This is a genomic window from Stenotrophomonas sp. CFBP 13725, assembly GCF_014841935.1.
GTDB lineage: Bacteria > Pseudomonadota > Gammaproteobacteria > Xanthomonadales > Xanthomonadaceae > Stenotrophomonas.
The window spans coordinates 152,498-178,324 of sequence record NZ_JACYUV010000003.1; the positions used below are offsets into that span (position 1 = coordinate 152,498).

The 25,827-nt window shown below is 64.8% G+C and carries 23 protein-coding genes; 14 read left to right on the top strand and 9 right to left on the bottom strand.

The window, feature by feature from the left end; all coding sequences use genetic code 11:
- Positions 1-83: 83 nt before the first annotated feature.
- From IFT65_RS06575 to IFT65_RS06590, 4 genes are read right to left on the bottom strand one after another with little or no spacing between them, the layout of a single operon-like run.
- Positions 84-875 carry an N-formylglutamate amidohydrolase gene (locus IFT65_RS06575; protein WP_192080848.1) on the bottom strand — a complete coding sequence of 264 codons (792 nt, stop codon included), beginning with the start codon at positions 873-875 and terminating at the stop codon, positions 84-86.
- On the bottom strand, positions 868-1,422 hold the full coding sequence (locus tag IFT65_RS06580; RefSeq protein WP_192080849.1) for an NUDIX hydrolase: 555 nt from the start codon (positions 1,420-1,422) through the stop codon (positions 868-870). The genes IFT65_RS06575 and IFT65_RS06580 overlap by 8 nt, the downstream gene beginning before the upstream one ends.
- Positions 1,419-2,384, bottom strand: coding sequence for a 5'-3' exonuclease H3TH domain-containing protein (locus tag IFT65_RS06585; protein WP_192081046.1), 966 nt, complete (start codon positions 2,382-2,384; stop codon positions 1,419-1,421). Before IFT65_RS06585 ends, IFT65_RS06580 begins: the two co-directional genes overlap by 4 nt.
- Before the next feature lie 26 nt (positions 2,385-2,410).
- Positions 2,411-2,992, bottom strand: a complete 582-nt coding sequence (locus IFT65_RS06590) for a nitroreductase (RefSeq protein WP_192080850.1) — start codon at positions 2,990-2,992, stop codon at positions 2,411-2,413.
- A gap of 517 nt (positions 2,993-3,509) precedes the next feature.
- Here IFT65_RS06590 and IFT65_RS06595 point away from each other — a divergent pair.
- The 8 genes from IFT65_RS06595 (at position 3,510) to IFT65_RS06630 (ending at position 15,479) form a co-directional block, all read left to right on the top strand.
- On the top strand, positions 3,510-5,792 hold the full coding sequence (locus IFT65_RS06595) for a DUF1631 domain-containing protein (RefSeq protein ID WP_249405091.1): 2,283 nt from the start codon (positions 3,510-3,512) through the stop codon (positions 5,790-5,792).
- Between the two features lie 188 nt (positions 5,793-5,980).
- Positions 5,981-10,657: an RHS repeat-associated core domain-containing protein gene (locus IFT65_RS06600; RefSeq protein ID WP_192080851.1), complete on the top strand. Its 4,677-nt coding sequence runs from the start codon at positions 5,981-5,983 to the stop codon at positions 10,655-10,657.
- Positions 10,657-10,953, top strand: coding sequence for a hypothetical protein (locus tag IFT65_RS06605; protein ID WP_192080852.1), 297 nt, complete (start codon positions 10,657-10,659; stop codon positions 10,951-10,953). Before IFT65_RS06600 ends, IFT65_RS06605 begins: the two co-directional genes overlap by 1 nt.
- An 81-nt stretch (positions 10,954-11,034) precedes the next feature.
- The gene (locus IFT65_RS06610) at positions 11,035-12,900 is read left to right on the top strand and encodes an RHS repeat protein (protein ID WP_192080853.1); all 1,866 of its coding nucleotides are present in this window, start codon (positions 11,035-11,037) and stop codon (positions 12,898-12,900) included.
- Positions 12,897-13,220 (top strand): hypothetical protein, encoded by a 324-nt coding sequence (locus IFT65_RS06615; RefSeq protein ID WP_192080854.1) that lies wholly within the window; start codon positions 12,897-12,899, stop codon positions 13,218-13,220. The genes IFT65_RS06610 and IFT65_RS06615 overlap by 4 nt, the downstream gene beginning before the upstream one ends.
- Complete coding sequence (locus IFT65_RS06620) at positions 13,213-13,650, top strand: hypothetical protein (protein ID WP_192080855.1); 438 nt, start codon at positions 13,213-13,215, stop codon at positions 13,648-13,650. The genes IFT65_RS06615 and IFT65_RS06620 overlap by 8 nt, the downstream gene beginning before the upstream one ends.
- A 158-nt stretch (positions 13,651-13,808) precedes the next feature.
- Positions 13,809-14,249, top strand: coding sequence for a hypothetical protein (locus IFT65_RS06625; RefSeq protein ID WP_192080856.1), 441 nt, complete (start codon positions 13,809-13,811; stop codon positions 14,247-14,249).
- Positions 14,250-14,393: 144 nt separating this feature from the next.
- Positions 14,394-15,479: an NAD(P) transhydrogenase subunit alpha gene (locus IFT65_RS06630; protein ID WP_192080857.1), complete on the top strand. Its 1,086-nt coding sequence runs from the start codon at positions 14,394-14,396 to the stop codon at positions 15,477-15,479.
- 442 nt (positions 15,480-15,921) lie between these two features.
- Here IFT65_RS06630 and IFT65_RS06635 read toward each other — a convergent pair whose 3' ends face one another.
- From IFT65_RS06635 to IFT65_RS06645, 3 genes are read right to left on the bottom strand one after another with little or no spacing between them, the layout of a single operon-like run.
- Positions 15,922-16,308 carry a DUF3106 domain-containing protein gene (locus IFT65_RS06635; RefSeq protein WP_249405092.1) on the bottom strand — a complete coding sequence of 129 codons (387 nt, stop codon included), beginning with the start codon at positions 16,306-16,308 and terminating at the stop codon, positions 15,922-15,924.
- Positions 16,309-16,354: 46 nt separating this feature from the next.
- Positions 16,355-16,675: a hypothetical protein gene (locus tag IFT65_RS06640; protein ID WP_192080859.1), complete on the bottom strand. Its 321-nt coding sequence runs from the start codon at positions 16,673-16,675 to the stop codon at positions 16,355-16,357.
- Positions 16,672-17,235 carry an RNA polymerase sigma factor gene (locus IFT65_RS06645; protein WP_192080860.1) on the bottom strand — a complete coding sequence of 188 codons (564 nt, stop codon included), beginning with the start codon at positions 17,233-17,235 and terminating at the stop codon, positions 16,672-16,674. Before IFT65_RS06645 ends, IFT65_RS06640 begins: the two co-directional genes overlap by 4 nt.
- Positions 17,236-17,343: 108 nt before the next feature.
- Here IFT65_RS06645 and IFT65_RS06650 point away from each other — a divergent pair, with 108 nt between their 5' ends.
- Entirely contained in the window at positions 17,344-17,664 is a 321-nt protein-coding gene (locus IFT65_RS06650; RefSeq protein ID WP_188324987.1) for an NAD(P) transhydrogenase subunit alpha, read from the top strand.
- The gene (locus IFT65_RS06655; RefSeq protein WP_192080861.1) at positions 17,661-19,121 is read left to right on the top strand and encodes an NAD(P)(+) transhydrogenase (Re/Si-specific) subunit beta; all 1,461 of its coding nucleotides are present in this window, start codon (positions 17,661-17,663) and stop codon (positions 19,119-19,121) included. The genes IFT65_RS06650 and IFT65_RS06655 overlap by 4 nt, the downstream gene beginning before the upstream one ends.
- 92 nt (positions 19,122-19,213) lie before the next feature.
- Here IFT65_RS06655 and IFT65_RS06660 read toward each other — a convergent pair whose 3' ends face one another.
- Positions 19,214-19,645: a hypothetical protein gene (locus tag IFT65_RS06660; RefSeq protein ID WP_192080862.1), complete on the bottom strand. Its 432-nt coding sequence runs from the start codon at positions 19,643-19,645 to the stop codon at positions 19,214-19,216.
- A 121-nt stretch (positions 19,646-19,766) separates the two neighbouring features.
- Here IFT65_RS06660 and sufT point away from each other — a divergent pair, with 121 nt between their 5' ends.
- The 4 genes from sufT (at position 19,767) to IFT65_RS06680 (ending at position 25,216) form a co-directional block, all read left to right on the top strand.
- Positions 19,767-20,318, top strand: coding sequence for a putative Fe-S cluster assembly protein SufT (sufT, locus tag IFT65_RS06665; RefSeq protein ID WP_188324984.1), 552 nt, complete (start codon positions 19,767-19,769; stop codon positions 20,316-20,318).
- A 66-nt stretch (positions 20,319-20,384) separates the two neighbouring features.
- The gene (locus IFT65_RS06670) at positions 20,385-21,479 is read left to right on the top strand and encodes a branched-chain amino acid aminotransferase (protein ID WP_192080863.1); all 1,095 of its coding nucleotides are present in this window, start codon (positions 20,385-20,387) and stop codon (positions 21,477-21,479) included.
- A gap of 423 nt (positions 21,480-21,902) precedes the next feature.
- The gene (locus IFT65_RS06675) at positions 21,903-23,654 is read left to right on the top strand and encodes a S8 family peptidase (protein WP_192080864.1); all 1,752 of its coding nucleotides are present in this window, start codon (positions 21,903-21,905) and stop codon (positions 23,652-23,654) included.
- Between the two features lie 179 nt (positions 23,655-23,833).
- Positions 23,834-25,216, top strand: a complete 1,383-nt coding sequence (locus tag IFT65_RS06680) for a S8 family peptidase (RefSeq protein ID WP_192080865.1) — start codon at positions 23,834-23,836, stop codon at positions 25,214-25,216.
- A gap of 85 nt (positions 25,217-25,301) precedes the next feature.
- Here IFT65_RS06680 and IFT65_RS06685 read toward each other — a convergent pair whose 3' ends face one another.
- Positions 25,302-25,787, bottom strand: coding sequence for an asparaginase domain-containing protein (locus tag IFT65_RS06685; RefSeq protein WP_188327360.1), 486 nt, complete (start codon positions 25,785-25,787; stop codon positions 25,302-25,304).
- Between the last annotated feature and the right edge of the window lie 40 nt (positions 25,788-25,827).

The window sequence follows — 25,827 nt, forward strand, 5'->3', positions numbered from 1 at the left end:
ACGTGGGCCGTCATGGGACCCGCGGCTGACGGCCAGCGGCCGTCACTACCAAGGCCCCTGGCCGTCGTTGCCGAGGCATTGGATCAGCCGAGCAGTACCGGCTGCAGCGCGGTGAAAATGCGCGCCAGCCTGTCCGCCCATGCCTGCTGGCCGGTGGTATCGGCGATAAGGTCCTGGCGGATTTCCAGTTCCACGTGCAGCAGGCCCCGGCCTTCGCCATGCACAGGCACGGCGTAGTCGCTGGTGCTGCTCACCGCGTACGGCTGGTTGTCACCGACCACCAGGTCGTCCTCGTCGCGCAGCGCGTGCAACAGCGCATCGGCCATGCGCGTATCGCGGTGGTACAGCACGCCGGCATGCCATGGCCGCTCCACGCCGTTCATCCTGGGGGTGAAGCTGTGCATCATCACCAGCAGGGTCGGGCGCGATGCGGCGCGCCGCGCGTCCAGCTCGTCGTCGATGCGCGCATGGTATGGCGTGTGGATGGCATCGATGCGTTGTTGCCGCTCGGCGGCATACAGGGCCGCATTGCCCGGCACCACCGTGTGGTCGCTGGTTTCAGGCATCAGCGTGGGGGACGCCAGCGGGCGGTTGCAGTCGATCACCAGCCGCGAGTACGTCTGTTCGATGGCCCAGGCATCCAGCCGTTCGGACAGCGCACGGGTGGTGCCGGCGATGCCGATGTCCCAGCCGATGTGCCGGTCCAGCTCGGCCTGCGGCAGGCCCAGTGCACGCAATGCGTGCGGCACGCACTGGCCGGCGTGGTCGGCCAACAGCACGTACGGCGAGGTGCCCTGCGGGCGGTGGATGGCGAACACCGGCGGGTCGTCCGCGCCCAGCAGGGACGGCGCTTGGCGCAGATCGGCATCAGCCACGCGGGGTGCCATCCAGATGATGGTCGATCATCCACAGGCCCGCCCACAGCTTGGCATCCAGCTCGTAGCCTTCGCCGATCTTCTGCACCAGCCAGGCAGCGGCGTTGGCGCGTGGGATCTCATGCACGGTGATGTCCTCGCTGTCATCGCCGCCGCCGACACCCACCCGGCTCAGGCCGGTAGCGCGTACGAAGGCGATCTTCTCGCTGCTCGCGCCGGACGACGTCGGCCCGATCATCAGCACCTCGGCATGCTCGGCCGTCCAGCCGGTTTCTTCTTCCAGCTCGCGCACGGCGGACAGTTCAATGGATTCACCTGCGTCGATGTCACCGACCAGGCCGGCCGGCATTTCGATCGTCCTGGCTTGCAGGGGCACGCGGAACTGCTCGACGAACAGCACCGTGTCCTGCGGGGTGACCGCGATGATGATCGCAGCCAGGCCACCAGCGTGGGTACGCTCGCTGTATTCCCAGGTGCCGCGCACGACCATGCGCTGGTACCTGCCTTCGAAGACGACGCGAGGGGCTTCGGTGTTGCGCTGGCTCATGCGAACTCGCTCGATGTGGGATAAGGGGCTGGCGCGCTGGTGTCCCCGAGGCCAGCCACGGCGAACAGCCGCCGGCGGGTCAAGGGGCCGAAGCGCAGCGTGCTGCACAGGCCGTCAAGCAGCTGTGGATCCACCTCGTCGCGCAACAGGCCGCTGACCGTGCCGTCCAGTGGTGCATCCAGTGCGATGGTGGTCAGCTGCCGCCACAGCAGGGCGTGCTCGCGCTGCTCGCGCAGTCGCACCGCCATCTGGGCCGCGCCACGCAAACGCAGGAACGGCACTTCGTCCAGTCGCTCGTACAAGGCGTCCAGACTGCCGAAGTGGGCCAGCAGCACGGCGGCGGACTTGCTGCCCACGCCGGTGATGCCGGGAATGTTGTCGACCGCATCACCGCACAGCGCAAGGTAATCGGCGACCTGGTGCGCATGCACGCCCAGTCGGCCTTTGACGCCGTGCATGTCCCAGCGGACGTTGCGGGCGAAATCCCATTGCTCGTCCTGCTCCAGCAACAGCTGCGACAGGTCTTTGTCTGCGGAGATGATCAACCCGTGGTGGGTGCTGCGATGGGCGTGCAGGGCGCTGCCGATCAGGTCGTCGGCTTCGTAATCATGGTGCGCCATCACCGGCAGGCCGAGGGCCGCGCACAGGGCCTTGCAGTGGACGAACTGCCGGCGCAGGGCTTCCGGAGCCGGATCGCGGTTGGCCTTGTAGGCGGGATACAGCCGGTTGCGGTAGCCGTTGTCCAGCGCTTCGTCGAAGGCGATGGCGATGTGCTTGGGGCGCTGCCGCTCCAGCAGGTCCAGCAGGAAGCGCGAAAAACCGTGCACGGCGTTGGTGGGCCAGCCCTGCGCATCCTGGAACTCGTCCGGCATCGAATGCCAGGCGCGGAAGACGTAGATGCTGGCATCCACCAGATACAACGGCGCGCGCGGCCGCTGAGCCGTTGGCGTGCTCGACGGCAGCGGGTCATCGACCCGCTCGACAGCGCTCACGCCGTGCCCGTCCACTGCTGCAGCAGGGCCTGCGGATCGGGCCGGTCGCGTTCGGGGATCTCGGTTTTCGGGGTGCCGATATGGATGAAACCGGCGATCCCTTCTTCCTCGGTCAGTCCGAGATGGGCGTGCACGGCTGCGTCGAAGGCCATCCAGCCGGTCAGCCACTGGGCGCCGAAGCCCAGTGCCTGTGCGGCCTGCAGCAGGGCGAAGCAGACACAGCCGACCGTCATCAGCTGCTCCTCGGCCGGCACCTTTGCATCCGGGCGGATACGGCTGACGACGGTGATGACCAGCGGGGCATGGTTGAACCGTTGGCGGTCCTTCTCCAGCTGCGCGGACGACACCTGCGGGTCACGTTGCTGCGCACGTTCTACAAGGAATTCGCCCAGCGCCGCGCGTGCGTCGCCGTCGATCTGCAGGAAGCGGAAGGGCACGCGCTTGCCGTGGTCGGGCACACGGACGGCCGATTCGAGCATGCGCAGCACCGTGGCGGCGTCCGGGCCAGGCTCGCCCAGCTGGCGCGAAGGCACCGAACGGCGTGCATCGAGGGCGGTCAGGGCAGCAGAATCGGACATGCGGGGGCCAGTCAGTAAAGCGGAACCCTGAGTATAGCGACGTCATCTGGCGGGGCCGGGAAGGCAGTCAGCTACGGGCAAGGGTAGGGGGCGCCACCCCCGTGTGAACGGAGCCCGGAACCTGTGCTCCCAGTGCCTCGCGGCTTAATCATTCATCACAGGTCGCCGGGTATAGTGGCCTGCGTCAGTCGGCCCGTGCCGGCCTCCCCTTCCCAGTGACAGAATGTGATGTCCATCAGGCTCCATTTTCCCCGTGCCTGCGCCATGGCGCTCGCGCTGCAGCCCCTGCACCGCTTACGATACGTATGTTGTGAGTTGCCCGGTCGTGGGGTTTGGAAGTGAGGACTGATTCACTGTCTGCGGCGGGGCGGACGACGTACCATCGAGCAGTTGACGCCGGGGAGGCGTCAGCTGTCATGTCATCGCTGCAGCATCCAGTTTCGCCGAAGGTGGGGAGCCTTCACGCATGGTGACGCCCAGTCCGATGGGAACGCCGGGACGCGACGTGACCCAGCTCATGCTGGTGCGCGAAGCGACCCTGCCCGCGCTATCGCTTGCATTCACGACCGTGCTCGCACGGTTCGACGACGTGCTGTTCGACCGTGCCGCAACGGCCGGCTCCTCGCAGCTGTTGTTCCTGGATGGCATGCGCGAGCTGCGCCGACGGCGCGACGATATCGGCAATGGCTTCATCGCCCATCTGGAACGCAGCTGGGATGCCTTTGCTGCCGGTACACCGTTGTCGGCCGAGGTGACCTTGTCCGGGCAAGGCGACGAAGTGCTGAGCCTGGTGGGTGAGCATGAACTTGAATCGCGCTTGGCGGCGCGGCAGTTCGCGACCATCCTGTTGCGCGATTTCAAATCCGTGCTGGGCCGCCTTGATCGGCGGCTGGGTTTCATCGGCGGCGGTCTGGAGCTGGATGCGGATACCAATCCGATTAGCCCCGAACATCTGGGCGTTGCGGTGCACGAGGCGTTCGCCGACTGCGAGCTGGCTCCGGAAGTCCGCCTGGTCCTGATCAAGTTGTGCGAGCGCGATCTGCACGGCCCGGTGGGCAAGATCTACGAAAAGGTGGACGACCATCTGGTCAAGGCGGGGGTGATGCCGAACATGGCAACGCCACGCCGGCAGCCACAGCCGCCGCCGCGCCCGCAGCATGCCGCTGCCGCGCAAGGCATGCTGGATGACTTGGTGGAACACCGCCAGGCACCGGGCGCGGACGCCTATGAAGGGCAGGATGATGGCCAGGCCGCACCGGCGTGGGCGCAACGGTTCACGGACCGCTGGGCGCAGCAGCGCGGTTCGCTGCAGGGCATGCCGGGTGACGGTGAAAGTGGACCCTCGGGGCAGGGCGGCGAACAAGGCATGCTGCTGGATGCGTTGCATGAGTTGCTGCGCCAGACCCGCCACGTACGCGAGGACGCTACGTCCGCCGCACAGGTAGCGGTGGGGCAGCAGCGTCCGTTGAGCCAGCGCGAAATGATGTCGGTGCTCTCGCTGCTGCAGGCCACGCCCAGCGCCACCTTGCGCGCAGCCATCGGCGAAGACGGCGAGTCACTGGCGCAACGGTTGAAGAGCGAAGTGCTGTCCAACGCGACCCAGCTGGGCATGGACCCCAGCCAGGCCCGGTTGGACCCGCAGGACGAAGATGCGATCGATCTGGTCGGCATGCTGTTCGACGTCATGCTGGACGAACGTGAGTTGGAAGGCCGCTCACGCGAGCTGATCGGTCGCCTAGTGGTGCCGTTCGTGAAGGTCGCGATGCTGGACCGGCGCATGTTCGTGCAGAAGACCCACCCCGCGCGCAAGCTGCTCAACTCGCTGGCCGAGGCCTGCGAAGGCAATACCGGCGAAAGCCAGGCCGAGCGCGTGTTGATGGGCAAGGTCGAAGAGATCATTGAACGACTGGTCGCCGAGTTCAACGAGAACCTGGCGATCTTCCTCACCCTGGAAGAAGAATTCCGCGACTTCCTGGCCCAACACCGTCGGCGTATCGAGATCGCCGAGCGTCGTGCGGCGGAGACGCAGCGTGGCCAGGAGAAACTCGAACTGGCCCGTGCACGCTCCAGCGCCGAGCTGGATCGGCGCATCGCCGACGCGACGCTGCCGCAGGCGATCGCCGAGTTCCTGCGCCAGCCGTGGCAGCATCATCTGACCCTGGCGCTGCTGCGCGAGGGCGACGATGGGGCATCGGTGGCCGAAGCCCTGGCGCTGGCCGATGGGTTGCTGGATGAAGTCGCCGAGGCGCGGCGCAAGATCGTCGGCAAGCCGTGGTTGCAGGCTTGGCAACCGGCACTGGGGCGGGTGTTCACCAGCGTCGGCGTGCACGGTGACGGCGCGGCACGCGCGATCGATGCGCTGCATGACACGCTACAGAGCATCGCCGAGTCGCGTCCCGAGCTGGAGCGCGCGCTGCCGGATCTGCCGCAGGGCATGCTGCCGCCGCCGCCGCCCACCGACCCCACCTCTGCGGAAGTGACCGCATCGGTGGATGACGACAACTTCGACAATGCCGACGCCGATCGTTTCCGTCGCATGGAGATCGGTATCTGGCTGGACTTCATCGACAAGGACGGCAAGCTGCAGGCCGGCAAGCTGTCGTGGATCAGCCCGATCTCCCAGCGGCTGCTGTTCGTCAACCGCCGCGGCGTCCGCTTCTGCGTCGCCTCCCCGGAAGAACTGGCCGTCATGGTGCGCCTCGGCCGCCTGCGCCCGCACGTAGACAACGGCGCGTTCGACAGCGCCATGCAAGGCGTGATCGACCGCCTGGATCCCCAAGCCAACCGCACCGTGCATTGAAAAAAAAGGGGACGGAGGGGATTAAGTCGTAATCGGCCAAGCCGATTACGACTTAATCCCCTCCGTCCCCTTTTTCGTTCTTCGGACTGAGGTATGGTTCACGGACGTTCACGGTTTGGGTATGGCTTGATGCCATGCACGGCGGGTGGCTGCTCGCTGTAGGTTTACTCAATGGAGGGAGGACAAGGATGCTGGCTGCCCGATTCGCCCCGGCCTGTGTTGTGGCCATCGTGGGTTCATGCTTCTTTTGCAGCGAGGTTGCTGCGCAGGAAGTGATCAAGACGTGGCATGCGCAGATGAGCATGGGCCAGGTCAGAGCGACAGAGAGAGGGGTGCAGCAGGACGTCGAGGCCATACTCGCGCCCTATGCAGGCAACGGGCCTTTCTCTTGGGAGGTTCGTAAACAGACGGTCCTTGGCGCCAAGACGGTTTACGACTATCGCGTGAAGCCGGCTCCTGTCGTTGTCTCCGACTGGATGCACTCATGGAGCGAGCGCCCGCCGCTCGACAGCGAAGAAGCGATGCGCGCTGAAATCATCAGCGTCTTTGCCACGGACGGGTGCCCTGCGGCGAGTGCCTCGCCCGTTTCATGGGATGTTTCGGCAGGCGATGGTGCCGGCGCTGATGGCAGCAATACCCAGGAAGATGGAACGCTTGCGCTTGGGTTCTATACCAAGTCTGAAACTGGTCAGTGCAGTGCCGCCAGCAACACGCTGACCGTCACACGACGGCGTTCGGTGAAATGTCCGAACCCCAGTGTCATGCAGTGGCGTGAGGAGCTTGAAGCCTGTGGAATGCAGACGACATGGGACAATCCGGCATATGCCGCGATGTTCAGTTATTGGAGCAGCCCCCTTACCAATGAATGCAGTGTAGGCAATCCCTGCGATCCCACGACAGGTGACAAGTTCCAAACTGAGGACGACCTTTCCGTCAGCTGGCTGACATTTGAGCGCTACTACCACTCTCAAAGCAGTACGGTCGGTGGTGCCTTCGGTCCGGGTTGGACGCACTCGCACAACATCCGGCTCGCAATGGGCGTGGATACGACCACGATGCCTGCCGGGACCGAACTGAAGGTCGGCCTGGTCGAGGCGGATGGCAGCCACATCGCATTCGTCAAACAGGGCACGGAGTACGAGGCCAACGATGGCAGTGGTGGCCGTGTTTCACAGCAGGGGGCTGACTGGACGCTCCGGCGCCGCGATGAAGTCATGGTCTTCAACGCAGCGGGCCGACTGCAATGGCGCGAGTTCGAGGACGGCACTTGGCTTCAGTACACCCACGACGCGCGCGGCCGCTTGCTGGCCATTACGCATTCAACAGGGCGACAAGTAACGCTCCAGTACGCGCTGCCCGCGGACGATACGGTCATCTCGTCCCTCTCGATCAGTGGCGCCGTCGTCGTCTCCTATCTTTATGACAGCAACGACAAGTTGGTTTCGGCAAGCTACCCCGACAGTGGTGCGCGTACCTATCATTACGAGGACAGTCGTTTCCCGCAACACCTCACAGGCATAACGGCGGAGGATGGACAGCGATTCAGCTGGTTCGGCTATGACGAAAAGGGCCGGGTCACTTGCAGCCGGCATTCGGGCGACCGCACGCAGAGCGACGTCGGTGTGGATGGTGTCAAACTGGCCTATACCGCGACGGGCACCGTCGTGACCGATGCGCTCGGTCGGCAGTCGAACTTTGGGCTGACGGCCTCAGGCACCAGCGGTCTGCCGCGCAAGGTCAATGGCATCACCGATTCCCAGGGAAGCATCAGCCGAACTTACCTGCCGGAAACCACGGATTTCCGCAGACGCGTGCAGAGCGTCACGGACCGTCGCGGCACGGCGACCAGCCACCTGTATGCAGACATAAATGATCCCGCTACGGGTGCGGTGCAGAGCCACACGGTGACCGAAGCGGCGGGCCTGCCCGAGCAGCGCGTATCGACCACCCACGTGGCGGTCGGCAGCAATCGCGTCGTACTGCAGCGCGAAGCAAACCGCGAAACCCGTATTACGCGCAATGCGAGGATGCAGCCGGTCTCGATCACCGTGCAGGACCTTGTCAGCGGGCAGACGCGTGTGACCACCCTTGCCTACTGCGAAACGGTGGGAGACGATTGCCCGGAGATTGGCCTCCTGCGCAGCGTGGATGGGCCGCGCAGCGTCGTGGCCGACACCGTCACCTACGCGTACTACACCGCAGATGATGCCGGCTGCAGCAGCGCTGGTGCGTGCACATTCCGCAAAGGCGATCTGCGCAGCACCACCAACGGTCTCGGGCACAAGGTCGGCGTGCTGGCCTACGACGCGGCGGGACGCGTACTTTCCTCGCGGGACGCGAACAATGTAATCACCGACTATCGATACCATGCGCGTGGATGGCCGACGCAGGTGATCGTCCGTGGCGCAACCACGTCGGACGACCGGGTCACTTCGATCGCGTACTGGCCGACCGGCCAGGTCAAGCAGGTGAACCAGCCGGACGGCAGTGCCATCACCTACGAATACGATGCCGCGCAGCGTCTCACCGACATCGCCGACACGTCAGGAAACACACTGCACTATGTTCTGGATAATTCAGGAAATCGCCTGCAGGAGAAGGTGCTCGACGATGCAGGTACGCTTCGCCGCACGATGGCACGGGTGTACGACACGCTGGGCCAGCTGACCGCGCTCAAGGACGCGGGTAACTACGCTACGACCTATGGCTATGACGCCAACAGCAATCCGACCCTCGTCACCGACGCCTTGCTTCGCCCCAGCACGCAGGGCTTCGATGCGCTGAATCGTCTGGCGCGCTCGCTGCAGGACGGCGCGGGTGTCGCGGCCGAGACCCTGATGCAGTACGACGCGCTGGACAACGTTACGCGCGTCACCGATCCGAAGGGACTGCATACCAACTATCAGTACAACGGCTTCGGTGACCTGCTGGTCCTTTCCAGCCCGGACACGGGGAGCGCCACGATGACCGTCGATGCTGCAGGTAACATGGCGACGCGTACCGATGCGCGTGGCGTCACTGCGACCTATGGCTACGATGCGTTGAACCGCGTTACGTCCATCGCCTATCCCGACCCCATTCAAGACGTGGCGGTGCAGTACGACGTCGCACCGGCGGCATGCGCAACGACAGAGCGCTTCGCCATCGGTCGAGTTGGGCGCGTGGTTCACCCCGGTGGATCTACCCAGTATTGCCACGACCGCTTCGGTCAGGTGACCCGTAAGATCCAGACGATCAACAACGTCGCGACGACTCTGCGGTACACCTACGACAAGGCGGGACGGCTTGCCTCTGTGATCTATCCCGGTGGGGCGGTGGCCGACTACATGCGGGATGCGCAGGGCCGCGTCACCCAGGTAGGACTCAAGCGTGGAACTTTGGCTCGGCAGGTTCTGGTCAAGCAGGTGGGCCACGCGCCGTTCGGTCCCATCACCGGCTGGACCTATGGAAACGAACGTCGCCTGAACCGTCCGCATGATCAGGACTACAGGGTGAGCAGCGTCAGCGATGCGTCGACCGGTGGGCTCAAGCTCGGATTTGGATATGACGCAGTGGGTGCGCTTACCCAGCTGCGTGCCGGTGCATCCGGAAGCGTGCTCGCGACCTACAGCTACGACGGGATGGGGCGCCTGTTGCAGGCGGCGGATGCGGCGGGGATGCCGACGCATACGTACGGCTGGGACGCGACCGGCAACCGGTTACAGGCCGGCAGCGATGCCGGGACGCTGGCGTATCACTACCCGGCCTCCAGCCATCGTCTGACCAGTGTGGGTGGGCAGGCGCGGACGTATGACGCAGCGGGCAATACGACGCAGATGAACGGCCTGACCTACGCGTACAACAGTGCGGGCCGACTGGGGCAGGCCAAGCAGGGGAGCACGTCGCTGGGAATGTACCGCTATAACCACCGGGGCGAGCGCGTGCTGCGGCAGGCGGCCGGTAAGACCACCACGACGCTGTATGACGAATCAGGCCAGTGGCTGGGCGAATACAGCGCAAGCGGGGTGCCACTGCAACAGGTGGTGTGGCTGGAGAACTATCCGATTGCGGTGTTCAGTGAATCCAGCGGGGGTGTGCCGGCGCTGGGCTACGTGCAGCCGGATCACCTGGGCACGCCGCGGGTGATCATCGATGCGACGCGTAATGTGCCGGTGTGGGAGTGGAATCTGGCGGGTGAGGCGTTCGGCGCGGATGCTGCGAATGAGGATCCGGATGGGGATGGCGTCGCGTTTGGGTTTGCGCTGCGGTTCCCGGGGCAGCAGGCTACGCCGGAGAGCGGGCTGAACTACAACTACCAGCGGGATTATGATGCGGGGGTGGGGCGGTATGTGCAGAGTGATCCGATTGGGTTGGCGGGTGGAATCAACCCATACCTCTATGCAAGCGCTGATCCGCTCAGCCTGTTGGACCCGTTCGGCCTCAGATCACGTGATCTCGAGTACATCTACAAGCTATCAGGCGCGGTTCCGCCCACAATAGGGTCTCACCACTACGAAGTTTGGACTCCGCTCTGCTCGGGAGGGTGCACTAAGGCGCAAGCATTTGAAGCCGTGAAGAAATTCTCAGCGCCCGGTGCGCCTCCTGCCCTCGCAGGGACAAGGGATCTGCGACTGGAGGGTGATAATCCAATCCGGCAAACTGTGGATCAATGCAGCATGACCATTACCAATGCTACTTTGCCGGGTCATGTTTTTGGAGGTTCCGTGAATATATCAATAACTGAAAGGCGAGGCGTGATTGGTGCCCAAGTAGTTGGTTCGGGCGTGGGGGCGATGCCTGTAATGAATCAGCTGGCAGGGCCGCTCATATTCCAATATTTGGGCATGAGGGCGTCGTCAACTATAAATGATGCCGGGGTGCCGTAATGAAGGATTTTTTCACCAGGCGCAGAGTGGCATTGACGTTGCCCATCTTTCTCTGGTACGTGGCACTTTCCTACGGAATCGGCGCCTACAAGCGTGGGTCTGAAGCGGGCCTCATCAGCGGCATGCTAACCAGTCGCTCCGCCTTTTGGATAGGCCTACCTCTTGGGATGATTTTTCTTAACTGCTTGGTTTTCTGGTTTTCCAGGTTCATTAATAAGGTCATCCTGATTATTCTAATCATCGCGCAGTTCCCGCTGTTTGCAGCGTTTTTTTTCTACAGTTCTGGTGGGGTGTGACCGGCTGCTTAAGACTATTTCGTTTACAACGGCTTCGGTGACCTGCTGGTCCTTTCCAGCCCGGACACGGGGAGCATCACAATGACCCGAGATGCCGCAGGTAACATGGCGACGCGTACCGATGCGCGTGGCGTCACCGCGACCTATGGCTACGATGCGTTGAACCGCGTCACGTCCATCGCCTATCCCGATCCCATTCAAGACGTGGCGGTGCAGTACGACGTCGCACCCGCCGCATGTGCAGCGACAGAGCGCTTCGCCATCGGTCGGGTTGGGCGCGTGGTTCACCCCGGTGGATCTACCCAGTATTGCCACGACCGCTTCGGTCAGGTGACCCGTAAGATCCAGACGATCAACAACGTCGCGACGACTCTGCGGTACACCTACGACAAGGCGGGACGGCTTGCCTCTGTGATCTATCCCGGTGGGGCGGTGGCCGACTACATGCGGGATGCGCAGGGCCGCGTCACCCAGGAAGGACTCAAGCGTGGAACTTTGGCTCGGCAGGTTCTGGTCAAGCAGGTGGGCCATGCGCCGTTCGGTCCCATCACCGGCTGGACCTATGGAAACGAACGTCGCCTGAACCGTCCGCATGATCAGGACTACAGGGTGAGCAGCGTCAGCGATGCGTCGACGGGTGGGCTCAAGCTCGGATTTGGATATGACGCAGTGGGTGCGCTTACCCAGCTGCGTGCCGGTGCATCCGGAAGCGTGCTCGCGACCTACAGCTACGACGGGATGCGGCGCCTGTTGCAGGCGGCGGATGCGGCGGGGATGCCGACGCATACCTATGGCTGGGACGCGACCGGCAACCGGTCGCAGGCCGGCAGCAATGCAGGAACGCTGGCGTATCACTACCCGGCTACCAGCCATCGTCTGACCGGCGTGGGCGGTCTGGCGAGGACCTATGACGCTGCGGGCAACACAACGCAAATGAATGGTCTGACCTACGCCTACAACAGCGCAGGCCGACTGGGTCAGGTCAAGCAGGGGAGCACTTCGCTGGGAATCTACCGCTATAACCATCGGGGCGAGCGCGTGCTACGGCAGGCGGGTGGCAAAACCACCACGACGCTGTATGACGAATCCGGCCAATGGCTGGGTGAATACAGCGCAAGCGGGGTGCCACTGCAGCAGGTGGTGTGGCTGGAGAACTATCCGATTGCGGTGTTCAGTGAATCCAGCGCGGGTGTGCCGGCGCTGGGCTACGTGCAGCCGGATCACCTGGGCACACCACGGGTGATCATCGACGCGACGCGTAACGTGCCTGTGTGGGAGTGGGCGCTGACGGGTGAGGCGTTCGGGGCGGATGCTGCGAATGAGGATCCGGATGGGGATGGCGTCGCGTTTGGGTTTGCGCTGCGGTTCCCGGGGCAGCAGGCTACGCCGGAGAGCGGGCTGAACTACAACTACCAGCGGGATTATGATGCGGGGGTGGGGCGGTATGTGCAGAGTGATCCAATCGGGTTGGAAGGGGGGACGAATACGTATGGCTACGTCGCTGGAAGCCCGCTCGGGGCAATTGACTCCCTTGGACTGAAGACATGCCTGCTGACGACAGTCGGACATGGCGGTATTCGAGATCACGCAGCGGTCTACACGTCGCGCGGCGATGGTTCAGGCGGTCCTGCCCTATACGATCCTGCGGGAGCATATGGTGCCGCAACCGGGGGCGGAAGCGGTGGGATCGTCACCGGTGATGCTGCAAATATTGTGCAGTTTAGCAAGTTTCATGATGGGCAGAAGGTGGAGTCTTCTTGCAAAAGTACATCGCAAGCAGAAGAGGAGAATGTAATCTCCAACGCCATGGACCTTCCTTCTGCCGGCCCATTCGAATGCGCAATTATGTCGTCTTCCGCTTTGAGTGGGAATCCGTCGTTCCCTTATGTGGAGGCGGGAACATTCTTCCCAGGTAATTTGCTTAGGCAGCTGTTGAGGACTAAATGAGCGTACTCGTCTACGTTATGGGGTTTATAGGGTTGTTCGCGACAGGGGCGATCCCGCTGAGATCGTGGTTCGTCACTAAGGGGGCCGTGAACGAGGGGAGGCGCATTTACCTCTTCCTTGCGTTAATAATCGTCATCGCAGCTTTGGCTATAGATGTGGTTACCATTTCTAGAATTTTCATCTGCCTTACTCAGCCGTATTGCGGGCCTGGTGTGGCGAGTGGATGGATCTATCTGGCAATTCTGGGGTCGGCGTACATTTTGTTTGAGGTTGCAATATTGGTTTTGAAAACCGCGTTGCCGCCGAAGCCGCGTGGCTGACTACGTCGGGAGGTTGAATAAAATCCTTCAAGACGGCGTGTACTGGGGTCGAGATATGAAGCTGGCGATTTTGAGCTTGGCTTTGGCTGCCTTCGCCTTCGCCGTAGGCCTCCTTTTCATGTATAGCCACGCGGGGGTCGATGATAAATCCATCTACGCAGATATCCAGTCTGCGGAGGTCAATGGGCGGGGGATGGTTGGCACGGTTCTGTACCGCACCTCCAATGGACGTCGGGTTGCTGGTGTTGAGACTCGTGAAGGGAGCAGGGTGTGGATCTATCTGGGTGGTGTCGGTAAAGGTGGTGGACTATTGTCCGTTCCTGACATCAGGCGCTTCGTCGTGGAGTGCAGGCTCATTCGGGAGTTGATGCTCAGCCATCCTGTGCATCCCACTGTCGCGTCAGCCCTCAAGAATTCATGCGTCGAATAAGTGGGGCGGCGTGGCAGCGGAGATGCTGGGCGAAAGCCTTGGACTTGTGCTGATTCAAGGAGGATGGTGTAGATGTGCAACTTACAGGAGCAGGGAATGCGGAAGGCACAGGAATGCCTCAAGTCGGTTCGTACTTGCAGAAGAAAGGCGGGCGCGCGATGAAGTCGATGCTCAGCTCTCTCTTCTCGCGTCTGACTCCTCTATCCGATCTGGAGCGTTTGATTCTCGAAGAGGCGAAAGCGTGCCTGAGTCCCGAAACCGCTGTGCTGTGGCAGCGTCAGGTTGATGAAATAAACGATGTCCAGCGTGCAGTAGGGGGTGGCGGTATCGCGCTCCGACGAACACTGCGTGGAAAGCCGGTCTTCAATGAATCCATCGCATTCCCCAATAAAGCCGCCGCGCTGCACGTGGCAACGGTGGTGCTTCAGGTGGACGGCGGTTTTGCGCCCGTGAATGCCTTCGTAAGCAGCTCCGAGGGGTTTCTTTCTTCGATCGTCTACGAGGGGAACGCGGCGTATCTCGAGCAATTGTCCAAGGCGAAGCAGGCGTTTGAGATCAGCGTTGAAGCGCACTGCATCAACGATCCAAGTGTTGTCTGAGGCAGAGGCACGGGGTGGCGGGGGATAGAAGAGCGGTGGAAGCCGCTGGAGCGTCTGCCGCTTCGCTCGCCGGGCGTGGCTCGGCGCTACCCCCACCCCGATGCGCGCGCTACCATCGGGATTCATTCTTCGGCGGGGAATCGCATGTCCGTAGCGTTGCTGGGCGTCAAGGAAACCGCAGCAGGCGAGCGGCGGGTCGCGCTCACGCCGGAGACAACCAAGAAACTCGTGGCCCGGGGCGCAACCGTCTGGTTCGAACCGGGTGCGGGGGTGGCGGCGGGATTCACCGATCAGGCGTATCTGGATGCGGGCGCGCTCAGCGTGGACGACAGCCGGTGGGCGGAAATCGATGTGCTGCTGTGCGTGCAGGCGCCGGACGCGACCAGGCTGCAGCGCCTGAAGTCCGGAGCCAGCGTGGTCGGTCTGTTGAATCCGGCGCGCGATGCAGGTCTGGCGGATCTGGTGGCACAGCCCGGTCTGCACCTCTTCCCGCTGCAGCAGTTGCCACGCACCTCGCGCGCGCAATCGATGGATGTGTTGAGTTCGCAGGCGGGCATGGCCGGCTACAAGGCGGCGCTGATCGCGGCACAGCGTGCGCCGCGCTTCTTCCCGATGCTGACCACGGCCGCCGGCACGGTGCGCCCGGCGAAGGTGCTGGTGGTGGGGGCGGGCGTGGCGGGCCTGCAGGCGATTGCCACCGCGCGTCGGCTGGGGGCGCAGGTTGAAGGCTTCGACGTGCGGCCGGAAACGCGTGAGCAGATCCAGTCGCTGGGTGCACGTTTTCTGGATCTCGGGGTCAGTGCGGCGGGCGAGGGCGGTTACGCGCGTGCGCTGACCGATGAAGAACGCGCGCTGCAGCAGCAGCGCTTGGCCGACCATCTGCGTGGCGTGGATGTGGTGATCTGCACGGCGGCGGTGCCGGGACGGACGGCGCCGGTGATCCTGAGCCAGGCGATGGTGGAAGGGATGGCCCCTGGCAGTGTGATCGTGGACCTGGCAGCGGAGAGCGGTGGCAACTGCGCGCTGACGGTGCCGGGTGAGTGCATCGAGCACGGAGGGGTGATGGTGGATGGGCCGCTGAACCTGGCCAGCCTCGGCGCCACGCATGCCAGTGAGATGTACGCGCGGAATGTGCTGAACTTTGTCAGCCTGTTCGTGCAGGAGGGTGAGGTCCGGTTCGATTGGGACGATGAGCTGCTGGCAAAGACGCGCTGGGTGGCGGCTGGCTGACGGCGCGGTGCCCGGGAGAGCAGCCGACTGAAGTCGGCTCTACCGAGCAGAGGCGAGCAGAGCCGAGCCGAGCAGAGCAGAGCCGAGCAGAGCAGAGCCGAGCAGAGCAGAGCCGAGCAGAGGCGAGCAGAGCCGAGCCGAGCCGAGCCGAGCAGAGCCGAGCCGAGCCGAGCAGAGCCGAGCCGAGCCGAGCCGAGCCGAGCCGAGCCGAGCAGAGCCGAGCCGAGCAGAGCAGAGCAGAGCGGAGCAGAGCAGAGCAGAGCGGAGCAGAGCGGAGCAGAGCGGAGCAGAGCAGAGCGGAGCAGAGCAGAGCAGAGCAGAGCCGAGCGGAGCAGAGCAGAGCAGAGCAGAGCAGAGCCGAGCAGGGCCGAGCCGAGCAGATCAGAGCCCTGCGAGCCAAGCCAGGCCAAGCCTGGCCAAGCCTGGCCCAGGACACGTCAGGTCAGTCGCGGTTGCGCGGGGGCGGCGGGTTGTCCCGCACCCATTGCTGGCGCTGGTCCTGGGTCATGCTGCCCCAACGGGTGCGCAGTTCGGCGCGCTGCTCGGGCGTCATGCCGCGCATCTTGCCGAACAGGGCGCGGGCCTGCTCGCGTTGCTGCGGACTCATGCCGTCGAAGCGACGCATGCCTTTGCGGGCCTGATCGCGCTGGTCGGGCGTCATCGCCTGCCAGCGTTGGCCGTGGTTGAGCATGCGTTGGCGCTGGTCGGGCGGAGCGCTGTTCCAGCGATCACGTAGCGGCGCCACCAGCGCATCGCGCTGGGCAGGGCTCAGCTGTTCCCATGCAGGTGGCGCAGTCTGCGCCGATACCGTCGCGCTGGCCGTCATCATCAGCAGGGCGGCGAGCAGGAAAGAAGGGGAGGGCATCTTCATCGGTTCACTCCATCGCCAGGTCGGTGTTGCCCAGCCACAGGTAGAGGTCGGGGTTTTCATCCAGTGCGCCGCCATCGCTTTCCAGCGCCGCCACCATCGGCGCAACCGTAGAGGAAGGCGCCTCACGCATCTGCAGGCTGAGGCCGATACCCAGCGCGGCGACCCCCGCGAATGCGGTGGCCATCCACCACGCGGGGCTGCGCCGCGACGGGGCCGTGGCGTGCCGTGCGCTGCGAAGGCGGGCCAACGTGGCAGGCGACAGCGCTTGCACGGCATGCTGGTGCAGCGCGTGCAACTGGTTGTCGGGGGGCAGGGTGCGGCTCACGTCGGGTTCTCCATCAGGATTCTCAGCGCGTCGCGGGCGCGCGCCAAGTGGGTTTTTACGGCGCCTTCGCTGCAGCCCATGGCGCGCGCGGTGGTAGCGCCGTCCAGATCCTGCAGCACGCGCAGCGTAAAGGCTTCACGCTGGCGGGCCGGCAACAGGCGCAGCGCCTGCACCAGCGCTTCGTACTGCGCGCGCTGCGCATGCACTTCGGCGGGGCCGGGCCCTTCGTCGGCCCAATCCACCGGCTCGCCTTGGCTATCCACGTTGTCGCGCCAGAACGGCAGGCGGAAGCGGCGCCGGCGCTGCATGTCGATCACGCGGCGACGCAGGATGCTCCAGAACAGCGGTGGCCATTCGGCGGCCGGCCTGTCGCGGTAGTCCAGCATGCGCATGAGGCTGTCCTGCACCGCGTCCAGGGCATCTTCGCGCTGGCGCAGGCCGGCCTCGGCGAAGCGGAACGCACGCGGCCCCACACTGGCCAGGAAAGCGTCCAGCGAAGCAGGTGGCGCAGCAGCGGTGGCAGCAAGCGGACTCACCAGCACAGGGTACGGGTCCTTCATGGGGCGTACCAAGAACAACGCGCGGGCAGCGGCAAGGTTGACCGCAGGCCGCACGCGGTTCAGCGCGTGGTTATGATGGGGCTACATCACAGAGCGGGAGCGTTGCCGGTGAGTGACGGATTCGTAGCGCTGTACATCTTCATGCTGGCGGCCATCGCCGGCCACGTCATCATCTCGCGGGTGCCGGTGATCCTGCATACGCCGTTGATGTCCGGGTCGAACTTCATCCACGGCATCGTGTTGATCGGTGCGATGGTGGTGCTGGGGCATGCCCAGACGCCGCTGGAGAAGATCCTCGGTTTCCTGGCGGTCGTGCTGGGTGCCGGCAATGCGGCCGGCGGCTATGTGGTCACCGCGCGCATGCTGGAAATGTTCAAGCCGAGCGTCAAGCCGGCCGACACCGACGCCAGCAAGGAGTCGCAGTCGTGAACATCAGTACCCCTGAGCTGCTCGACTGGCTGGTCAAGGCCAGCTACCTCGTCGCTGCCACCCTGTTCCTGCTCGGCCTGCAGCGCATGGCATCGCCGGTGACCGCGCGCAGCGGCATCCGCTGGGCGGGCGTGGGCATGCTGCTGGCCACGGTGGCGACGTTCTTCCTGCCCGAGCTGCACAACATCCCGCTGATCCTGGTTGCGCTGGCGTTGGGGGGCGGGCTGGCGTGGTGGTCGGCTGGCAAGGTCGCCATCACCGACATGCCGCAGATGGTGGCGCTGTACAACGGCATGGGCGGTGGCTCGGCCGCGGCCATCGGCGCGGTGGAGCTGCTGCGCTGGTCAGCGCTGGCCAACCGCGATACCACGCACTGGAGCGCGCAGGCGCTGGCCGATCTGGCCGCGCGCCAGCCGTCGGCAATGGTCATCGCCTTGGCGGTGACCGGTGCGGCGATCGGCGCGGTGTCGCTGTCCGGTTCAGTGATTGCCTGGGCGAAGCTGGACGGTCGCCTGGACAAGCGGGTCACCTGGCCGGGGCAGCAGGCGCTGAACCTGATCGTGGCGCTGGCCGTGGTGATCCTGGGCATCGTGGCAGCGACCACGCTGAGCAGCTGGGCGATCGTGGCCTTCTTCGTGCTGGCGCTCGCACTGGGCGTTCTGATGACGCTGCCGATCGGCGGCGCGGACATGCCGGTGGTGATCTCGCTGTACAACGCGTTCACCGGCCTGGCGGTGTCCTTTGAAGGGTATGTGCTGGGCAACGAAGCCCTGATCATTGCGGGCATGATGGTCGGCGCGGCCGGCATCCTGCTGACGCGGTTGATGGCCAAGGCCATGAACCGGCCGATCAGCAACGTGCTGTTCTCCAACTTCGGCGGCAACGCCGGGGGTGAGGCGCAGGAAATCACCGGCGCGCAGAAGCCGATCGATGCATCGGACGTGGCGGCGATGATGGCCTATGCCGAACGGGTGGTGGTGGTGCCGGGGTATGGCATGGCGGTGGCGCAGGCCCAGCACAAGATCTGGGAACTGGCGCAGCGGCTGATCGCACGCGGCGTGAAAGTGAAATTCGCCATTCATCCGGTCGCTGGCCGCATGCCCGGCCACATGAACGTGCTGCTGGCCGAAGCCGGTGTGCCGTACGACCTGATCGCGGACATGGATGACATCAATCCCGAGTTCCCCAACACCGATGTGGTGCTAGTGATCGGCGCCAACGACGTGGTGAACCCGGTGGCGCGCACCGATCCGGCAAGCCCGATCTACGGCATGCCGATCCTGGACGTGGTGAACGCGCGCAACGTGGTGGTGATCAAACGCGGCCGTGGGACGGGGTTTGCGGGGATCGAGAATGCGCTGTTCTATGCGGACAACACGCGGATGCTGTACGGCGATGGCGCAGCGGCGGCGAGCAGCCTGGTCAGCGAATTGAAGGCGCTGGATGGCGGGCACTAAGGGCCCGGAACCGCCCGGCGGTCAGCAAGTCCGGTAGCGCCGAGCCGTGCTCGGCGGAACGTGTCCGGTAGCCGGGGAAAACCGCCCCCGCGTCAGCGGCGGCCGCGCGCGCCCAGCCAGGCGCCGAGCAGCATCGCGACCGGCAGCCACGCCCAGTCCATCACCTCGTTGGCCAGGGTGATCAGGGTCCAGGCCAGGTGAGGTCCCATCCGCAGGGCGGACGCTACCGGTGCCAGGCCCATCGAGCCACCCAGCCAGGCGCTGGCGATGCACCACCACGCCAATGCAGTCACCAGCAACGTGCCGACGGTCACCAGGACGGCGCGCAACGCGCCGCCGCGCAGCGTGCCGAGCTGCAACATGAACACCAGGTCCAAGGCGACCAGCACGGCCATCCAGCCCATCTGGCGGCCGGTCAACAGGGCCAGGAACACCCAGGCCAGCAGGGCGGTGCCGGCCCCGAGCAGATACATCAGGGGCCAGAGCCAGGTTACGGTCCTGGTGCGTACAGCAGCAGAGTGCATGCGGATTTCCCGTTGGTAGCCAACAGGATACTGGGTTTGCCGCAGTGCACGGGCGGGCGCCGGGCCGCTGGGCTAAAATGTCGGCTTGCGCGGCACGTCCGCAGCCCCCACATCGAGCCTCATGTACTCCCGCAGCAGTGAACCAGTCCACTTCGAACGCGACTGCGAGGCCGTCATGGTCCCGCAGGGCGAAACGGTGACCCTGCCCGCCGGCAGCTATGGCTACATCACCCAGGCCCTGGGTGGCAGCTATACGGTGTTCGTCGAAGGCAATCTTTTCCGCATCGCCGGCAAGGATGGCGATGCCATCGGCAAGGAAGCCCCCGCTCCGCTGGAGCTGCCTGACGACGCCAGCGATGAACAGGTCGAACAGCTGGTGTGGCAGCAGCTGCGCACCTGCTTCGATCCGGAGATCCCGTTCAACATCGTGGATCTGGGTCTGGTCTACGAAGTGGACCTGAAGCACCTGGACGACGGCCGCCGCGAGGTGGACGTCAAGATGACCCTGACCGCACCCGGCTGCGGCATGGGCGACATCCTGGTCGATGACGTGCGCAGCAAGCTGGAAATCATTCCGACCGTGGCGCAGGCCGACGTGGAGCTGGTGTTCGACCCGCCATGGGGCCGCCACATGATGTCCGAGTCGGCGCGTCTGGAAACCGGCATGCTCTGACCCGACCGTACCCCGCCCGCGTGGTGGAATCCCGGCAACAACCGCAACCAGAACAGGAAACATCCGGTGTCCCAGTCCAACCTCAGCTTCGACGTCACCCGCTCGGCCCACCCGCGCAGCGCCGATGAGCGCGCCGCCATTCTGGAAAAGCCGGGTTTCGGCCTGCACTTCACCGACCACATGGTGGAAGTGCGCTGGGACAAGGACACCGGCTGGCACAACGCCAATGTGCGTCCGTATGGCCCGCTGCTGCTGGATCCGGCTGCCGCCGTGCTGCATTACGGTCAGGAGATCTTCGAGGGCATCAAGGCGTACCGCCATGCCGACGGCTCGGTGTGGACCTTCCGCCCCGACGCCAATGGTCGCCGCCTGCAGCGCTCGGCGCAGCGCCTGGCGCTGCCGGAGCTGCCGGTCGACATCTTCGTTGAATCATTGAAACAGCTGGTGGCGCTGGACAAGGACTGGGTGCCGTCGGCCGACGAATCCAGCCTGTACTTCCGTCCGTTCATGATCGGCGACGAGGCCTTCCTCGGCGTGCGCGGTGCACACAAGGCCGGCTACTACGTGATTGCCAGCCCGGCCGGCCCGTACTTCGCCAAGGGTGTGGCACCGGTAGCCATCTGGTTGTCCACCGAGTACGCGCGTGCGGCCAAGGGCGGCACCGGCGCCGCCAAGTGCGGCGGCAACTACGCCGCTTCGCTGCTGCCGCAGCAGAAGGCGCAGGCACAGGGTTGTTCGCAGGTGCTGTTCCTGGACCCGACCGAAGGCAAGTACCTGGAAGAGCTGGGCGGCATGAACGTCTTCCTGGTCTACAAGGACGGCACCCTGGTGACCCCGCAGCTGTCGGGCAGCATCCTGGAAGGCATTACCCGCGAAAGCATCCTGCAGCTGGCGCGCGACCGTGGCATGAAGGTCGTGGAGCGCAAGGTCAGCATCGACGAGTGGAAGCAGGGCGTGGCCTCTGGTGAGATCACCGAGGTGTTCGCCTGCGGTACCGCTGCGGTGGTGACGCCGATCGGCCAGTTGAAGGGTGAAGGCTTTGAAGTGGGCGACATCACCGCACCGGCCGGTGAAGTGACGCTGTCACTTCGCAAAGAGCTGACCGACATCCAGTACGGTCGCTTGCCGGACCGCCATGGCTGGTTGGTCAAGCTGGCCTGATGGACTGACGGGACCCGTTCGCCGAGCATGGCTCGGCGCGACCGGTACCGCGCGCCGCCACGGTAGCGCCGAGCCACGCTCGGCGGCCTGCATCCGAAAGCCCGTTCACGCAACGGGCTTTTTGTTGTCCGCAAGGTCACGGCGGGGCAGGCCAAGGACAGTCCGCGATTGTTAACTACAGGTGAAATTTCCTTCACCTTTACAAATTTTACACACCAAAAGTCTCATTTCAGACATTTCATGTCCCTGAAGTGGGGCTGAAACATTGTCGTGAATGGCTCGAAACGACTAGCTTCGAGACGTGGGCAGTGCACGGGGGGCTGCCCGCTCCGGTCATCGGTTCCCGCCATTGTGGTACAGCCTGCGGACCTGACCGGCCATCGCCGAATCCGGCATCCATGCCAGAACAGAAAAGGAAATCCGATGTCCCAGGTTTCGCAACCGCGTTTGCGTCAGCGTGCATTGGTCGTGATGGGAGTGTCCGTGCTTGGCTCCCTGCTCCTCGTCACCCCGGCCTTCGCCGGCGATGTCCATCTCAGCGGGCTGGCCTCCGCCCCCAGCCATAAGCAGTTCATCGTGAAATATCGCGAGGGCAGCGCGCCGCTGGCTACGCGCACCGCGCTGGCCACCTCGCTCAAGACGGCGGCCACTGGCCTGAATGTCAGCCAGGGCCGGGCGCTGGGGCTGCAGGAAGTGCGTCGATTGGCCATCGGCCCAACCGTCGTGCGTGCCGACCAGGCACTGGATGCCGCGCAGGCTGAGCTGCTGATGCGCAAGCTTGCCGCCGACCCCAACGTGGAATACGTGGAAGTCGACCAGATCATGCGCCCGACGCTGGTGCCCAACGATGCGCGGCTCGGCGAGCAGTGGGGCTTCGGCACCTCCAATGCCTCCATCAACGTGCGCCCAGCCTGGGACAAGGCCACCGGCACCGGGGTGGTCGTGGCGGTGATCGATACCGGCATCACCAACCATCCGGACCTCAATGCCAATATCCTGCCCGGCTATGACTTCATCAGCGATGCGGCGATGGCGCGCGACGGCGGCGGCCGCGACAGCAACGCCAACGACGAGGGTGACTGGTACGCGGCCAATGAGTGCGGCGCGGGCTACCCGGCCTCCAATTCAAGCTGGCATGGCACCCACGTGGCCGGCACCGTTGCGGCGGTGACCAACAACAGCACCGGGGTGGCAGGCACGGCCTTCAATGCGAAGGTGGTTCCGGTGCGTGTGCTGGGCAAGTGCGGCGGCTACACCTCCGATATCGCCGATGCCATTGTCTGGGCCTCGGGCGGTACCGTCAGCGGTGTGCCGGCCAACGCCAACCCGGCAGAAGTGATCAACATGTCACTCGGCGGGGGCGGCAGCTGCTCTACCACCTACCAGAACGCGATCAACGGCGCGGTCGGTCGGGGCACCACGGTGGTGGTTGCTGCAGGCAACGACGCCGTCAACGTCTCTTCGGCGGTGCCGGCGAACTGCGCCAACGTGATCGCGGTGGCCGCGACCACCAGCACCGGCGCGAAGGCCAGCTTCTCCAACTTTGGTGCCGGCATCGATATTTCCGCGCCGGGCCAAGGCATCCTGTCCACGCTCAATACTGGCACCACCGTGCCGGCCAGCCCCACCTACGCGTCGTATAACGGCACGTCGATGGCGGCCCCGCACGTGGCCGGCGTGGTCGCGCTGATGCAGTCCGTCGCCCCGACGCCGCTGTCGCCGGCGCAGGTGGAAACCATCATCAAAAACACCGCGCGTGCGTTGCCCGGCGCCTGCTCCGGCGGCTGCGGTGCAGGCATCATCAACGCCGATGCGGCGGTCACCGCTGCACTGGGTGGCGGTGGCGGCAATCCGAATCCGGGCACCGGCACCGTGCTGCAGAACAACGTGGCGGTGAGCAGTCTGTCGGCCGCATCGGGCGCGGCACTGAACTACACCGTGACCGTGCCCAGCGGTGCCACGCAGTTGCGGGTGGCGATCAGTGGCGGCAGCGGCGATGCGGATCTGTACGTCCGCCAAGGCAGTGCGCCGACCGACACCGTGTACACCTGCCGGCCGTACCTGAGCGGCAACAATGAAACCTGCACCATCAACAGCCCCGCAGCCGGGACTTGGCATGTGCGGATCAAGGCCTACAGCACCTTCTCCGGGCTGACGGTGCGCGCGCAGTACTGATCCGTTCCTGTCTGGAAAAAACGTCGTTGACGCCCCGGCCTGTCCGGGGCGTTTTTTGTGGGTGGCACGACATCGGAGGGGGCATGGCGCCATGCCCCGGTGGGCCGACACGCAGAAGCCTGATATCCGCTGCAGGCGTGCGGGCAGAGCATGGAGACCCCACCCAACAACGACGGAACATGACCATGAAACTACCTTCCAAGAAAACGGTGCTGTCCCTTGTCATCTCCAGCCTGCTGGCGGCTGCGTGCAGCGCATCGGCCGTTGCTGGCGATGTGGATACAAGCGGCCTGGAGCAGCCGGAGCCTCAACAGCAGTTCATCGTCCACCTGCGCGGAGGACGCTCACTGCAGCACAGTGAAAGCACGATGCGGGCGGCACTGGACCGTGCCGGATCGCGCCTGCACGTGGGAACCGGGGACATGCGGGTGCTGCGGCAGATGGCCGCCGGGCCCATGGTGGTGCGTGCCGAGCGGGCACTGGATCGTGCCGAGGCCGGCGCATGGATGGCGGCGCTGGCCCGTGATCCTGACGTGGACCATGTGCAGGTGGACCGCATCCTGCAGCCCGCGCTGGATCCCAACGACACGCGTCTGAACGAGCAGTGGGGTTTCTCCAACAGCAACGCATCACTCAACGTCCGCCAGGCCTGGGACAAGGCGACCGGCGCCGGGCAGGTGGTGGCGATCATCGATACCGGACGCACCCGGCATCCGGAGCTGGACGCCAATACGCTCCCCGGATACGACTTCATCAGCAGTCCGAGCATGGCAGGCGACGGCAATGGCCGCGACGACAACCCGGATGACGTCGGCGACAGTCAGTGGGGCTCGCCGTCCAGCTGGCATGGAACCCACGTCGCCGGCACCGTGGCCGCGGCCACCAACAACGGGCAAGGCGTCGCCGGAACGGCGTTCGACGCCAAGCTGGTGCACGTCCGCGTCCTCGGCAAGGGCGGCGGGTACACGTCGGACATCGCCGATGGCATGGTCTGGGCCGCAGGGGGCACCGTCAATGGCGTTCCGCGCAATGCAAACCCCGCCAAGGTGTTGAACCTGTCGCTGGGCGGGCAGGGGGCCTGCGATCGTGCTTGGCAGGCTGCCGTGGACGCCGCGATCCGGAACGGGGCAACCGTCGTTGTAGCGGCAGGAAACAGCAATGCGGACGTATCACGGTTCACTCCGGCCAGCTGCCGCGGCGTGGTAGCGGTAGCGGCCACGACCTCGCGCGGTGCCCGCGCCAGTTTCTCCAACTATGGCGCGGGGATCACCTTGGCGGCGCCCGGGGAGGGCATCCTCTCCACGCTCAATACCGGCACCACGACACCGGAGGGGCCGGGCTACGCGGTCTACAACGGCACCTCGATGGCAGCTCCGCACGTTGCCGGTGTGGTGGCGCTGATGCAATCGGCGGCTGATGGCAAGCTTACCCCTGACCAGGTCGTTGGCATTCTCAAGACGACGGCACGGCCGCTGCCGGGAGCCTGCAGTCAAGGCTGCGGTGCCGGTATCGCCAACGCGAAGGGTGCAGTAGACAGCGCGCTGGAAGCCGCTACCCGCTAGCCGCTGAAGCGTTGCGGTGGGCTGTAGCGGTTGATGAGGGGGTGACGGACGCGATCCGTCACCGCCGTGCCTCTCCAGGAAAATCTCAGGCCGCTTCGAAGCGGTTTTCCGCCACGTTCTTGCGCACGCTCTGCGGATCCCAGATGCGGCCGTTCATCGCGATGTAGACGCCATGGGGCATGGACTGCACCGCGCCGATCGCGCAACCGATGTTGAACTCTGCGTCCGACCCGCGGAAGCGGGCCGGGCTCAGTGCACCGGTCATCACGATGGTCTTGTCCGCAATGGTGGCCAGCACCTTGCCGGTGGCCACCATGGAATCGGTGCCGTGGGTGACCAGCACGTGCCGGGTAGGCTGCGCGGCGATGGTCGCGCGGATCAGCTCGCGGTCGTCGTCACTGATGTGCAGCGAGTCCTTGCGCAGGATCGGGATGACATTGAAGCGGAACGTCACGCCCAGCTCGCGCAGGATCATGCCGATCTGCGGATCGCCGATCTGGTAATCCGACTTGTCATCGAAATAGATCTTGTCGATCGTGCCACCGGTGGTGACGATCAGGAGGTCTTCCATCATGGGTAGGTCTTCGGCGCCTGGAACGGCAGTGCGGGAA

What these genes read in the sequence shown, in the direction of transcription:
- IFT65_RS06580 (WP_192080849.1), bottom strand. Translation starts at nt 1,422, where the DNA reads ATGAGCCAGCGCAACACCGAAGCCCCTCGCGTCGTCTTCGAAGGCAGG.
- IFT65_RS06590 (WP_192080850.1), bottom strand. Translation starts at nt 2,992, where the DNA reads ATGTCCGATTCTGCTGCCCTGACCGCCCTCGATGCACGCCGTTCGGTG.
- IFT65_RS06595 (WP_249405091.1), top strand. Translation starts at nt 3,510, where the DNA reads ATGCTGGTGCGCGAAGCGACCCTGCCCGCGCTATCGCTTGCATTCACG.
- IFT65_RS06600 (WP_192080851.1), top strand. Translation starts at nt 5,981, where the DNA reads ATGCTGGCTGCCCGATTCGCCCCGGCCTGTGTTGTGGCCATCGTGGGT.
- IFT65_RS06605 (WP_192080852.1), top strand. Translation starts at nt 10,657, where the DNA reads ATGAAGGATTTTTTCACCAGGCGCAGAGTGGCATTGACGTTGCCCATC.
- IFT65_RS06610 (WP_192080853.1), top strand. Translation starts at nt 11,035, where the DNA reads ATGACCCGAGATGCCGCAGGTAACATGGCGACGCGTACCGATGCGCGT.
- IFT65_RS06615 (WP_192080854.1), top strand. Translation starts at nt 12,897, where the DNA reads ATGAGCGTACTCGTCTACGTTATGGGGTTTATAGGGTTGTTCGCGACA.
- IFT65_RS06625 (WP_192080856.1), top strand. Translation starts at nt 13,809, where the DNA reads ATGAAGTCGATGCTCAGCTCTCTCTTCTCGCGTCTGACTCCTCTATCC.
- IFT65_RS06630 (WP_192080857.1), top strand. Translation starts at nt 14,394, where the DNA reads ATGTCCGTAGCGTTGCTGGGCGTCAAGGAAACCGCAGCAGGCGAGCGG.
- IFT65_RS06635 (WP_249405092.1), bottom strand. Translation starts at nt 16,308, where the DNA reads ATGATGACGGCCAGCGCGACGGTATCGGCGCAGACTGCGCCACCTGCA.
- IFT65_RS06645 (WP_192080860.1), bottom strand. Translation starts at nt 17,235, where the DNA reads ATGAAGGACCCGTACCCTGTGCTGGTGAGTCCGCTTGCTGCCACCGCT.
- IFT65_RS06660 (WP_192080862.1), bottom strand. Translation starts at nt 19,645, where the DNA reads ATGCACTCTGCTGCTGTACGCACCAGGACCGTAACCTGGCTCTGGCCC.
- sufT (WP_188324984.1), top strand. Translation starts at nt 19,767, where the DNA reads ATGTACTCCCGCAGCAGTGAACCAGTCCACTTCGAACGCGACTGCGAG.
- IFT65_RS06675 (WP_192080864.1), top strand. Translation starts at nt 21,903, where the DNA reads ATGTCCCAGGTTTCGCAACCGCGTTTGCGTCAGCGTGCATTGGTCGTG.
- IFT65_RS06680 (WP_192080865.1), top strand. Translation starts at nt 23,834, where the DNA reads ATGACCATGAAACTACCTTCCAAGAAAACGGTGCTGTCCCTTGTCATC.
- IFT65_RS06685 (WP_188327360.1), bottom strand. Translation starts at nt 25,787, where the DNA reads ATGGAAGACCTCCTGATCGTCACCACCGGTGGCACGATCGACAAGATC.